Annotated in this window: 12 protein-coding genes; 1 reads left to right on the forward strand and 11 read right to left on the reverse strand. The window is 40.4% G+C overall.

Features of this window, described 5'->3' with window-relative positions:
- Positions 1-23: 23 nt before the first annotated feature.
- Both argH and NST31_RS08175 read right to left on the reverse strand, forming a co-directional pair.
- Entirely contained in the window at positions 24-1,493 is a 1,470-nt protein-coding gene (gene argH / locus NST31_RS08170; RefSeq protein WP_077112973.1) for an argininosuccinate lyase, read from the reverse strand.
- Positions 1,494-1,699: 206 nt separating this feature from the next.
- Entirely contained in the window at positions 1,700-1,897 is a 198-nt protein-coding gene (locus tag NST31_RS08175) for a helix-turn-helix transcriptional regulator (protein ID WP_077112972.1), read from the reverse strand.
- A 163-nt stretch (positions 1,898-2,060) separates the two neighbouring features.
- Between NST31_RS08175 and NST31_RS08180 the strand changes: the two genes are divergently transcribed.
- The gene (locus NST31_RS08180) at positions 2,061-2,417 is read left to right on the forward strand and encodes a helix-turn-helix domain-containing protein (RefSeq protein ID WP_077112971.1); all 357 of its coding nucleotides are present in this window, start codon (positions 2,061-2,063) and stop codon (positions 2,415-2,417) included.
- Between the two features lie 188 nt (positions 2,418-2,605).
- On the opposite strand, the gene NST31_RS08185 is transcribed toward NST31_RS08180, so the two are convergent.
- The 9 genes from NST31_RS08185 to NST31_RS08225 all read right to left on the reverse strand — a co-directional run bounded on the left by NST31_RS08185 (position 2,606) and on the right by NST31_RS08225 (position 12,787).
- Positions 2,606-2,698 carry a hypothetical protein gene (locus NST31_RS08185; protein WP_236017047.1) on the reverse strand — a complete coding sequence of 31 codons (93 nt, stop codon included), beginning with the start codon at positions 2,696-2,698 and terminating at the stop codon, positions 2,606-2,608.
- Between the two features lie 305 nt (positions 2,699-3,003).
- On the reverse strand, positions 3,004-4,581 hold the full coding sequence (locus tag NST31_RS08190) for an OPT/YSL family transporter (RefSeq protein WP_339164939.1): 1,578 nt from the start codon (positions 4,579-4,581) through the stop codon (positions 3,004-3,006).
- A 14-nt stretch (positions 4,582-4,595) separates the two neighbouring features.
- Complete coding sequence (locus NST31_RS08195) at positions 4,596-4,721, reverse strand: hypothetical protein (protein WP_268920969.1); 126 nt, start codon at positions 4,719-4,721, stop codon at positions 4,596-4,598.
- A gap of 32 nt (positions 4,722-4,753) precedes the next feature.
- Entirely contained in the window at positions 4,754-5,845 is a 1,092-nt protein-coding gene (locus NST31_RS08200) for an aminopeptidase P family protein (protein ID WP_339164941.1), read from the reverse strand.
- 294 nt (positions 5,846-6,139) lie between these two features.
- Positions 6,140-6,853 (reverse strand): aspartate/glutamate racemase family protein, encoded by a 714-nt coding sequence (locus tag NST31_RS08205; RefSeq protein ID WP_339164942.1) that lies wholly within the window; start codon positions 6,851-6,853, stop codon positions 6,140-6,142.
- 21 nt (positions 6,854-6,874) lie between these two features.
- Positions 6,875-8,134: a cytosine permease gene (locus NST31_RS08210; RefSeq protein ID WP_339164943.1), complete on the reverse strand. Its 1,260-nt coding sequence runs from the start codon at positions 8,132-8,134 to the stop codon at positions 6,875-6,877.
- Between the two features lie 78 nt (positions 8,135-8,212).
- Positions 8,213-8,968: an IclR family transcriptional regulator gene (locus tag NST31_RS08215; RefSeq protein ID WP_339164945.1), complete on the reverse strand. Its 756-nt coding sequence runs from the start codon at positions 8,966-8,968 to the stop codon at positions 8,213-8,215.
- A gap of 82 nt (positions 8,969-9,050) precedes the next feature.
- The gene (locus tag NST31_RS08220; protein WP_339164947.1) at positions 9,051-10,751 is read right to left on the reverse strand and encodes a hydantoinase B/oxoprolinase family protein; all 1,701 of its coding nucleotides are present in this window, start codon (positions 10,749-10,751) and stop codon (positions 9,051-9,053) included.
- Entirely contained in the window at positions 10,748-12,787 is a 2,040-nt protein-coding gene (locus NST31_RS08225; RefSeq protein ID WP_339164948.1) for a hydantoinase/oxoprolinase family protein, read from the reverse strand. The genes NST31_RS08220 and NST31_RS08225 overlap by 4 nt, the downstream gene beginning before the upstream one ends.
- Positions 12,788-13,422: the final 635 nt, after the last annotated feature.

The following is a 13,422-nucleotide window of genomic DNA, read 5'->3' on the forward strand; positions in this document are numbered from 1 at the left end:
CACTCCCGGGTTATTTTGTCATTTTACATGTAAGATTCTAGCTCCTTTTTAAAACGGCCGATCGTTTCTTCGAATTGGAGCATCCACTTTTTATCTTGTTGAATCTTGTGATTCAACTTTTCCAGTTGCTTTTTCACTTCCATAAAATCCGTCTCTTCTTGCACCATTTTCGCATTTACATTTTTGACAGAACGTAAAACGTTTTCAATTTTTTCTTGAGAGATAAAAATACCTTTTCCTAGCACATCAATGGATGATTGTTCGATGAATCTGGAATCTAACTGATGGAATGTACGGTTTTGCTGTAACATATTGTTCACCATCGAACCGATTATTTGATGGGCTTGCCGAAAAGAGATGCCTGCTTCACGGACAAGCAGACCTGCCAGCTCGGTAACAGTGGAGAAATTACGGGATGATTCGCTCTGCATCTTCTTTTCCTTAAAATCAATCGTTTGTATTGTCTCTAACAACAACTCCAATGCTGTTCCCACTTCATGCAAGGAATCCCAAAAAAGCTTCGTACTCTCCCCTGCCAAGTCCTGGCAATGGGCATATGGAATGTTGCTCATGCAACCGATGGCGGAAACAAGGGCTGCCAACACATGTGATGACTTTGCTTTTATACGTTCCAAAGTAACCAGATTCTTTTTATGCAACGTTCTACCGCTGGAAGCAGTTGCTGATTCCCCGACCGTAACGATGCCATATTCATCTGTAGACCAAATATGTAAATCATGGCACAGACGATTGATATGATTCATGAGAATATTCATTGCAGATAGAGCTTCCAACATATAATCACGAGATGCGATTCCATCCAATGAATTGGTCATTGATTCCGCGAAACCCAGTAACTCGGCAGTCTTCTTCCATTTAATCGGAAAAGCCGTACCTGCCATCGCATCTGATCCCAGGGGAGAAAGATTAGTCTGTTGCAAGGCCCTGCCCAAGCGGGTAAAGTCTCGTTCCATTGCATGAAGGATCGCCGAAAAATAATGACCCAATGTAATCGGGACCGCAGGCTGCATATGTGTATAAGCGGTAAAAACCATATGACAATGATAGTCAGCAAGTTCTAACAAGGCGCCGCGCAGCTTTAATAACAGAGCGCATAACCTTTTTATGCCTTCACGGCTGTTCATCCTCGTGACAGTCGCATACAGATCATTTCTGTTTCTGCCTTTATGCAGTTGTTCGGCAACCTCTCTCCCGACTTTATCAACCAATTTCTGTTCAATATAGAAGCAAAGGTTCTCCAAGCGATGATCAATCTCAAACTGTTCGTTTCCTTCATTATGTATTTCTTTCAGTGACCGCATGATCTCTTTACCTGTTTCTAAGTCGACAATGCCTTCGGAAATCAGCATTGATACATATGCCTTATTCACATCAAGCATATAATGAAAAGACCGTTCCGCTCCTTCATCAATAGGTTCAAATAGATAACAAATCACTTTTTCCGACAATCCCGAAGCATACCTTTCTCCCATCTCAATCCACTCCCTCTTTAGCCATTACATTGTTTGAATGACCGAACAATTTCATTAAAAAAAGGGTATTGGAACTTGTGCCTCACATCCACTCAAGACTTGCTTTGAAGTAAAACAGAATTTTTCACAGGCTAATAGATTTTCCATTCATTACATTTATCGTCTCCTTTCCGACATTTATGAATTACAAATCTTTAACCCTGCGTTTAATCCGCTTTCAAAAAAAATGTCGACACCGGCACATCTAGTTTGGCAGCGATCAACTCCAGCTCGGCTGTAGTTATTGGGCGCTTGCCTCCTTCCTTCATGCTGTACGCTTGCACGGTAATACCAAGAGCATTCGCTATCACAACTTGTTTTATATTTTTGGCTGTCCTGACCTCTTTAATTTTTTTGTGCAACATTGTGATATCACCGCCTTTTCAACGTAAAGTTTAAACGGCTACTTTTATTATATACACGTACCGTTGAAAGTCAAGTGCACTACTAAACTTTTTGTTAAATCTACTTAACACAGCGTTTATTTTGGGTAAACTATAAGTATAATGTATAAAATGGTGATGTATGATGAGCTTAGGATCTCGTTTGAAAAAAGAAAGAGAGAAAAGAAATTGGTCCCAAATTTATGTGGCTAAAAAGATTGGAATCACAAATGCAGTCTTATCGAACTATGAAAGGGACTATCGTGATCCTGACACTGACACACTAAAAAAGTTAGCCTTATTATATGGCGTAAAAACGGATTATTTACTCGGTATAACCGATGATCCCACTGGATCTGAAAAAGAAGATGATGATGAGTATCCAACAGTCATCAAAGACCCTGAACTTGACCGCTGGCATAAAGAACTGCCTAAATCCGATGAAGAGGATTTGCGTAAGCTAAGACAAATGTGGAAAATTATCAAAGGGGAAACAGAATAAGCGGATGAATTTCTCACGTGCTTCAATGTTGATGCCAAATCCACCATTCTCCCATTACATATGATAAGCGGGCACTTCCGCCCAAATTTGGCGAGCCACGCACTTTCTTGAAAGTAAAGAAAAGACAAGAGTGTAACAAGTTTTGCCTTTCCTTCACTTCTGGTCGCATATACACTTCGTTCATTGTTTTACCCAAAGATGGCTTTGGTCGTTAAAAAGAGAATAGAAGGAGCCATTAAACATCCAAGACCTGTATAAAATGTTGCATACAAACACCTCATTCTTTTTTAGGATGTTGAAGTACACCGAGAGAAATTAAGCGTTTATAAAATAGTTATCATCAGACCGTAGTCTAAAAGGTTTATCATAAAACAACCAAAAGCAAGCCTCATTTGCTGTTGTAGCAGATTCCCAAAATCGATTTCCGTATGCTAAAAAGGCCGATTATTTTTTCCCGCCCTTCAACATCCACGCCTTCTGGGAAAGTATGGCTGTGTTCCGAAAATGACTTTCGGTTACAGGCATGTCTCTTTTATAGGTATACCGAATACAAAATATTAGAGCATGCTGCAGCCGCCGTACTAAATTACTGCTTTCCCATCTTAAAGATGGAAGAAAAAAAGCTGTACAAAGCGTCACCGGCAATAAATCCGGCGGCCATAACCGTCATCAACTGATGATCTTGGTTTCTATTGATCTTATACATCATAAAGCGGATGAAAATACCGGCAAGCACCGCCCATCCGGCAATGGGATTTATTAATAATAATCCGGTTGCAAACAGAACCCCCATCTGTCGTTTAGGGCCGCCAATCATTTGAAGCAACGCCCCGGGTATAGCCCAAATTATGAGTTGAGTCGCTATTTGGGGAGAAACACCGGATTCAATAGTAGCCGCATACACAAAATTAACAGGCGGGATTAAGTCTTTTTCAAAATAGCTTTGAAAGGATACAAAAACAACTGTAACCGTTACCAAAAAAGCCAGGACAGCGGCATATAATTGCTGCTTTCTTCCTTCCTTTTCAAAAGTTGGGTCTGTACCATTCCCCCGTAAAATGTAGCCCGTTTTTAAGTCATAGCCCATATCAGCAAAAGCAACGCCTGTTGAAGCACTATAGCCAACTAAAATAGCCAAAGCCTCTTTTGGAAAACCAATGAGAATGCCGATGATTAAAGTAATAAGCGCAACCGCAAAAGCCGGAAACCATCCTGCATGCATAGCTGCAATCCCTACGATTAATTCATGAGCAAAAGCAGCAAGCGTCGCAAACAAAATAAAACCAATTAACATCAAAATCGACATATCCTGATATATGCCAGATATCAGTGCCATCAAGACAGCAATGATAAGATAGGCAAGTGTACCGTTTCTAAATCCTTGGGCAATATCTTTTTCATTTCTTGAATACCTATTGACCGATTCACCGTTTCCCTTTTGCTCTTGTTTCTGGAATATTAACATGCATACTTGAGCCAATGCCACGATCCCGGCACCTATCATAAAACCATGAGGTATATAATAATCGTTTATATCACTTCCGAATAAAGGCACTGAATATCCCCTGAGCAAGAGACCGATACCAAACATTGTTAACGCCCAAATATTTCCTATAAAGGCGACACCAAAAGCGGACATCGGAATCTTGGCGATCGAACCCAAAATTCCAATAACAATACCTGCTCCTAATACTTTAGCCCTTTTTCCACCTTCATCACCCGCCTTAATTGCTTCGGCTGTTGCAATACCCGGTGGCCAGGCTTCTTCTGCCGGGAATATTTTTGAATCAAAAAACTTATATAATAAAATGGCATCGACAAACATCGCAAGCGTTACACCTATAAACAAGGGCAATATTAGCTCGGGCATCCCCATGACAAAGGGAATGCCAATTGGCAGCAGTAAACTGCTTGCTGCTCCAAAAGTTGCGGCCGAGATGGAAGTTTGAATCATATTCTGCCGATGGACAGATTTAAAACGAATAAAATGCTGAATGGGTATTCTGGCAATCATCATAGCGAAAATTGCTCCAATGATGGATGTATTTGCGGAAATACCTAATGTTGTGATTAATTGCATCCCGATGACTGCTCCAAAGATAGCCGTAAAAACGATTAAAAAAATCGTGATTGGGTTAAAAATAGTTGGATGTTTTTTTCTCAATATCTATCTCTTCCTTACCAATCATAATGATGAATCACCTTTTGGATCGTTTTTGTTTCCTCTTTTCCATAATGGCGGCATTTCTTCTTATCCAGAAATGCGGAACGTTTTTCCCCTGGATCAAAAGCTGATAGACGCAATGCACGTCCATCCCCTGGAAAAATAACGTCATTTATAAAACAATCAAATCATGACTGACGGTCATGACATTTTCTATTCCTGCTTCGGTTACAACGATGTTGTCTTCTATTCGAACCCCAAATTCATTTTGAAGATAGATACCCGGCTCAATTGTAAATGCCATGCCCGGACGAATCTGATCATCGTTTGTTTGCATAATATAAGGATCTTCATGGGCATCCAAACCAATTCCATGACCTAACCGATGTGTAAAGTAGTCCCCGTAACCGGCTTGGGAAATGATATTTCGGGCGGTTGCGTCAATGTCACCGATCTTTTCATCAATCTTAATAGATGCAATTGCTTCCGTTAGCGCCCTTTTGACCACATGATAAACTTCTTTTTGTTTAGCAGAAATATGTCCGATCCCGATTGTTCTAGTCATGTCGCCTACATAACCATCTACAATCGCCCCAAAGTCAATGACAATAAAATCCCCATCTTCAATCGTCTTGTCAGATGCTCGGCCATGTGGCAGCGCTCCTCTATATCCCGAAGCCACAATCGTTGAAAAAGGAGTGCCTTCCGAACCTCTCATTCTCATTTCGTACTCTAATTTGGCCGCAATTTCCTTTTCTTGTACTCCTATCTGAATAGTTGGTAAAATAGCTAATAAACTCTCCTCTAAAACAGAAACAGCTTTTTTGATACTCTTTATTTCTTCTGAATTCTTATATTGACGCATCTCTTTCAATAGATTCATTGCATGAACAGTTTGCCGCATGCCCAATTCATGTAAGAATTGATATTCAAATAATCGCATCGTATTTGTTTCAACACCGACTCTGCTATAGTGTTGGGCTAAACTGCTTCTTACATCATCTAATAAGGACTGAGGACCTTCATCATCAGAATAACTTAATATACAATCATCCTCGCCCAGCATGAATTTCGTTTTTTCAACTTCCGGAACAAAGAAAATACCTCTTCCACTGCGCTCTAAAAAATATAATGTTAACCTTTCACTTTGTTTCAGTTTATTTCCAGTCATATAATATAAATTTGAACCCGGAACCAATACCAATAGCTCCATATCAAATTCCTTCATATATGCGAGAGCGGCTGCTTTTCTTTTATGAAACATTGTCTGCCTCCTTCATAGTAGATTTAAAATAGCCATGTAGAGTGCGGCAACTCACTCGTATTTTTTCAAATATGTTTCATTCTGATTTCAATCCACGACTCATGTAGAATGCGACGGGTATGATGAAAAAGGTGTGCCGATCCGCGAAAATTTCAATCCACGCAATGATGTAGAGTGAGCCGTTTCATCTAGATATGTGATTACGGCGGTGACCATTATTTCAATCCACGCACTGATACTGAAATAGGCCATCATAGCGAATAGATGTAATCGCTATCAAAATCCATATCGTTGTCAAAAATGTAAACTGTTATTTTCATAGTCATACAGTTTACTCGTTGTCAATTGAGCCGTCTTCCGCAAGCTTGCCAGCGTTTCCGCCATTTTGATGCCCGCAACGATCGGGTTAATAATCGGCATTTGAAACTTTTGAACCAACTCATCTTCTAATCCCGATAAAGCTCCACACCCTAAAATAATCACTTCGGATTTATATATTTCAATAGCTTCTTTTATAAGCTTCGAAGTAGAAGAAAGCAGTTCCGCCTGATCGATCTGATTCAATTGTTGGACAGTCAAATCTAAAGATTGCCAAACACTAATATGATCGCTAAAACCGTATAGCAACATATTATCTTTCATTTTAGGCAAGTTTTTATCCCTGCTTACGATGATGGCGCTATTATGCCCATATACTTGAGCGAGTAATATGGATGCTTGTGAAATCCCAATAACCGGTATATTTAACAATTCTCTCAGTTCCCTCACACCCGGATCATAAAAGCATGCAATACTAATGGCATCGTAGGAGTTTAATCGCTCTTTATCTTTTATCATCAGATCAATCGCCAAATGCTCATAAGTGTAATATTCCAAATCTTTCGGCCCTTCTTGATAAGTGATGATGTCTAATTGAGTATCCGGGAACAAGTTGGGGGTCAATTTGCTTTTTATATTATTGATTCTCTCCTTGCTAACATTGACAGGTAAAACATGTGCTATTTTCATAAGGTTCCCTCCTATTGTTCTTTAAGCTTTTTTAAATATATTATGGTAGAAATAATAACTAACCATACTGATGATAAAAGCATTTAAAGCTGGTATAAATACAGGAATGATGAATGCTGAAAACCCACCGATCAACCAACAAACGATACTAGGCCAGTAGAAGTCTCCTTTTTCTCTCAGTTGTTTTCCAGAAATGAAGAAATAATCTGTTATGATGATAGCGGCGACTGGTGAAACAAAAGCTGCCAATATCCCTAAAAACGGTATAAAAAATTTGATAATACCGCCTAAAGCCAAACTAGTTCCGACTACAGCCACGATAAAAGTCCACCAAAACCTGCTCCAACCAAACGCCTTTGTTAAAGCCAATCCAGCACTATAAGCAGCTACGATTGTCGTAGTCCATTGCAATAACACAACCAATATCATGGAAAGCGCCGGTAATCCCAAAGCCGCGAGCACTTTCGAAACATCCCATGGTTCATCTATTCCAATCGTTGTAGCTGTAAGCGCCATCATTGATCCGACAACAGTTAAAGCCACTTTTGGCGTTATTACGCCCAGTATCCCAGTATACGAAACATTCCTGACGTTACTGGGAATCCACCGCGTATAATCAGGTGAAAAACAAGAACCTGCCACCGAAGCTCCCAAAATAAGATTAATCCCCCAAAATAGCGACTGGGTCGTACTGGGCTCATAAGAAAAAACGCCGCTCATGCTCGAAATGCTCATCACTTTGAAAAAGCCTAACAATGTAATAAGCAAGATTGCCGGTATGCTGATATAATCCAGCCATGCCATGCTTGTCACTCCAAACAATGCCGGAATCACAAATAATAATCCTAAAATGACGATAAATAACTTAGTAAAATCTCCAACATGTAGCATTTGATTAAAAGCCTCTGCGGCAATCGACACTTGCACTCCATACCAGCCAAACGCCGGCAAGACAGAAATAACCATCCCGGTAGTAAAGTTCGTAGCTTTCTTCCCGAACACATACTCCCCCAAGACATAAGTGTTTAACCCTTCTTTAGCGCCGATATACCCCATGGGAATAAAGAATAATAATACAAGCAACACACTTCCCACAATTGCTGAAACGATGGAGTTTGTTAAATTTAAGCCCGTTATGAGACCGCCGCCGGCGGAAAAAGATGAAATAGCGGCAGTCATTCCAAAATAGATTGCCGCTATACCAATCCAAGATTTCTTTTTAGAGTCTGGTATTCTCTCTTGTACATACATCTCTTCTTGTTCTTTATTGCTCCTCGCCATCATAAACCCCCTATTGTTTGACATCCTGGATTGGATTGACTTGACGTTCTTTACGATCTTTTTTCAGATACTTGAATGTTAGAAAAAATTATAAATAATTTGTTGAATCTCCCGCGCTCCTTCTTTTATGATGTCCAACATGTCTTCTTTACTTTTATGTGTAAGCCGATATTGAGGCCCTGCGGCCGTAATAGAAGCGATGACTTGTTGATGTTTATTAAATAAAGGAACCGCCAGTCCGAATACTTGGTCTGTATATTCACCGTGCGTATAGCACCACTTTCTCTCTTTAATTTCTTTTAACTCATTCAATAAAGCGATTTTGTCGGTAGTCGTTTTTTCAGTGTACCTCGTTAGTCCTTGATCGATAATGGCAAGCTGTTCTTCTTCCGGCAAAAAAGCCATAATGACTTTGCAAGAAGCGCCCACATAAAGCGGTGTTCTAGTGCCGATTGACACCGAAAATTTAATTCGTTCCTCACTCTCGGCAATCGCCAACGTCACTCCGTCATTATTTTCCTTCCAAGTTAAAAAGATGGATTCTTTTGTTTTTGCCGCTATCTTTTCCATAATAGGCAAAATATCTTCTGTAATAGACATTCTTTCTCTAATGATTTGGCTAAATTCAATAAACTTTAAGCCCAGCTGATATTTTTTCGTCTCGGCATCTTGTGTTAAAAATCCATTCCTTTCATATGTTTTGACAATTCGATTGACAGCTGTATGGCTTACATCTAATTCTCTGGCTAGCTCCCTGACTCCCCATGCTTTCTTTTGCGCAGTAAAACAATTTAATACTTGAATGGCATTATCTAGTGTTTTTAACATCATCATGATCTCCCTCCTGCTCTTTATACTAATTTATCAAGCCCATTTCTTCTAGTTTGTAATAAAGAGCAGGAATGGGTATTGATGATTACACCTCTTTCTTATAAACCTTTCTGGCATCAGCCAACGAAATATAACCATTTTTCACATCACTGATCACTTGTTGTAAGGGCCGTTCTTCAGGGTTGCCATACCCCCCTCCAGTTGCGGTAGCCAACTCTACAACATCGCCTTTATTAAATTGCAAGTTTTTCACAATTCCCGTAGGCCCTACTTTTGTGCCATCCTTTCTCGTTACTTTAATGTAGCTTTTCTCTCCCTCTTTACCGCCATTCACACCCCAAGGAGCATATTGATGCCTTCCAAAACTGATGGATAGTCTTTGCCCATCACTTAAAGCCCTGTATGTCCGAATCACACCTGAACCGCCAATATATTTTCCAGCTCCTCCGCCATCACATCTTAAAGCGTATTGTTCTACTAGAACACCATATCTGGCTTCGGCAACTTCAATTGGGATGTTATACGTTTCTCCATCCCCCATACAAAATTGCCCTCTTTGTCCATCATGGTCATGAGCCGCACCCCAGCCGCCAACCGAAGGTTCCACTAATAAGAACGGTTCCTCTGTTTCAGGATGTGTGCCGCTTATTAATACCGAGGAAACAGATAGCAAGTGCCCGGCCGGCAACTGATCCGGAATATACGGGGCCATCGCCTTCCATATTAAGTCCGCGCCCCCCAACCTGCCCTCAAAGTTCATCGAAACGGGGGCAGGTCTTTCAGCAGAAATAATGGAACCTTTATCCGTTATAATCTTTAGAGGGTGAAAAATACCTTCATTTATATTTTTCGTTGGATGAATAATCGCCAAGTACATCACTCTTACACTTGCCATCAAGCCATAATAAGAGCAATTCACCGGAGACTGAACTTGTTTATGGCTGCCTCGAAAATCACATATAAATTCATCATCCGTGATGGTCACTTTTACCTGAATAGGATATGGACCTCCAGTATTGGGATCATCCTCTATAAAATCGGACGCTTCGAAAGTTCCTTTTGGCAATTTTGCCAATGCCTGTTTTGATAATATTTCTCCTTGCTGCAGCAAAAAGTTGATGGATTGGATAACGGCTTTCTTTGTGTATTTTTGACAAAGCTCTTCAAATCTTTTTCTGCCTGTTCGCAATGCGGCAATTTGCGCCCACATATCACCTAATGATTGTTTGGGCAAACGAACATTTTGCTCAATAATACTGACAACCGCCTGGTTTACTTTCCCGCCTTCAAATAATTTAACACCCGGCAACTGAAGGCCTTCTTGATAAATTTCGATAGAATCATTCGTAAAAGACCCCGGGTCCTTTCCACCCACTTCTGTCCAATGACCCTTGTTCACTGAAAAAGCAACAATCTCATTTTCGAAGAAGATGGGCATGACCAAACCTACATCTGATAAATGAGAACCCCCTCCCACATAAGGATCATTGATGATAATCACATCACCATCTTGCAAGTCTTTTCCATCATCATAAAGTGTCAATACATGCTGCACCATCGGACTTAGCATACCGATAAAACTAGTTACCCCATTGCCTTGGCTGATCAAATTCCCTTTGGCGTCTGTTAAACCACACGCATAATCCAAAGCTTCATAAAACATGGGGCTCATAGATGTTTTTGCCAACGCGATAAACATCTCATCTCCGATAGACAATAACGAATCTTTGATCACTTCAAGCAAAAATGGGCTTGGGCTTTCAATCTTTTCGGAAAACATGTTCATACCCCCGTTTCAATGATTAAATTGCCGTATTTATCAACCGTTAACGTTTGGCCGGGATACAGTACTGTCGATGTTTGTTTCTCTTCTATAATGGCTGGACCTTGTATGACGGTATCTGTCCCTAAATATTCCCTGGCATACACATTCGTTGGGAGCCAGCCCTCCTGTTCAAAATAAACATCCCGCACCTCTAAAATGGGGTTTTGCCGTTTTGAAGCCATATCTATTTCTCGCGGGCTAATTTTATCCACTTGTCCAAAACCCGTTACATGAATATTGACGATTTCCGTATCGGTGTCAGGCAATTTAAACGTATAATGTTGTTTGTGTAATTCATGAAACTTCTCGATGATTTCCTGGCGATTTTCGTTTGACCAATCGCCATTAGGAACAGGAACTTTGACCGAGTGTTCCTGGCCGGCATATCTCATATCCAAATATCTTGTGAACAAAATGCTGCCAGCTTCCATTCCCTCTTCCATAAACTCTTCAGCAGCCACTGATTCTATCTCTTTCCACTTGTGATTCAGTTTCTGTAAATCCAACTGTTCAAAAGGCTCCACATAAGTCTGTATATAATCGCGCCTCAAATCTGTTTGTAGCATGCCCCAAGCTGAAAAAACAGCAGACGAAACCGGAATGATTACTTTTTTAACCCCTAATTCTCTCCCTAAAACAGCGGCATGCATGGACCCTCCGCCGCCATATGCAATCATGGCAAATTCAGATGGATCATAACCCTTCCGGACAGATATTAGCCGTAAAGCGTTCAACATATTGGAATTGGCAATTTGGATAATGCCTAATGCCCCTTCCTCTGTTGACACTTGGAACAGTGCAGATACTTGTTCCTTCATCACTTGCTTTACTTTTTCCATATCCACATCGTAATCGAAGTTTTTGGGCGATAGTCGCCCTGTCACCAAATGGGCATCTGTTGTAGTAGGCGATTCTCCTCCCAAGCCGTAAGCAACCGGTCCGGGATAAGCGCCTGCTGACTGCGGCCCCACCTGCAAGGAACCTAATTCGTCAATCCAGGCAATGGAGCCGCCGCCATTTCCGATTTCGACAATATCAACCACTGGCGCTTTTATCGGGTAGCCGGCGTTCGTATCTGTCTTTTCGATATAATAATCGGTCGTTATTTTCACTTCAGATTGGTGAATTAAGGAACATTTTGCGGTAGTCCCGCCAATATCAAATGCAATCATATTCTTTTCTCCTATCAATTCACCCAACACTTTCGCACCGTAAATCCCCGCGACAGGCCCCGACTCTACCATTTGAATCGGGTCATTTTTGGCATGTTCAAAAGTCGTGGACCCGCCATTAGATTGCATAATGTACTTCGTTCCATCAATATGAATATTTTCCAGTTCAATTTTCAGGTTATTAATATACTCCGTTGCAATGGGCTTTACATAAGAATTCAATACTGTTGTATTCGTTCTCTCGTATTCACGCCATTCTTTTGATACTTCAAATGAAGCGGTTACATATACTTCAGGCCAATGCTTTTGAATGTACGCTTTCGCCATTTGTTCATGTATAGGGTTTTTATAAGAATGCAAGAAAACAATCGCAATGGCTTCAACGCCTTCTTGTCGAAAATATTCTATAGCTCTTTTTAAATCGCTTTCATGTAATTCAACTAAAACCTCGCCTTTGTAATTCAATCTTTCCGCCACTTCAAGCCGCAAATGCCTTTCAACAAAAGGCTTCGGTTTTTTATATTTGAAATTATAGAGATCAGGCCTGTTTCCCCTCGCTATTTCTAAAACATCTCTCATCCCTTGGGTCGTAATTAATCCTACTTTTACGCCCTTTCGTTCTGTCAACGTGTTGATGACGACTGTAGAACCATGAATGAACATGTCAATTTCACCGGGAGAAATCCCGCTCTTTTGTATGGCATTTAATATGCCCCTTTCGTACCTTCCGGGGGTGGTGTGATCTTTGGCAATGCCAAACTCGCCATTTTTTTTGATATAGACTAAATCTGTAAATGTTCCTCCGATATCTGTTGCAACTCTCATGTTATGCACCTCTCATAAAGTGTACCGATAATAGAACCAGTGGTTCTAAATTTAACTTTGTGTTATTCATTATAATACCAATTCAGAATAATGCAAGAGGTAAAATAAAATGAAACTTCATTCAGCTACTGAATGTTAATTGAGCCAATCGGGCATTTAGCTGCCGTTTTCTCACACTTAGACCTTCTTTTGTATCAACTCACGTCTTGAAGTGGTGTATAGGGCACCTTACATGCGGGATAAAAAAGATAAATATGGTAATAGAAAATTCTTGTTGAATTTTATAAAACAATGCGAAATCTGCGAAAGTTGCATAAATGAAAAGCACAAAGAGTGTCACCCACATTTACGTGCATGGGATATGTAATAATTACGCGCCAGTCTTTTTCAAAAGGGAAGCATAGTAGTGAATATGACGGAAACCATTCATTAGATTCGCCTAGTAAAATTAGGATAATCGTCTAAGCTGGTAAACTGCCCAATGCGACTGGAGGCAGACATGAAGTATTTAAAAGGCATTCCGCCGACTTTGTGGAATCAAGAAAGAAGAGGAGGTGAAGATGACATTTTATAAAAAAGAGACTTTTCCCTTCACGACACGGGTATTGATTCTGTTGAAAACGTTCCTTTATGCG

This window comes from Siminovitchia sp. FSL W7-1587 (assembly GCF_037963795.1).
In the GTDB taxonomy this organism is placed as follows: Bacteria; Bacillota; Bacilli; order Bacillales; family Bacillaceae_C; genus Siminovitchia; species Siminovitchia thermophila.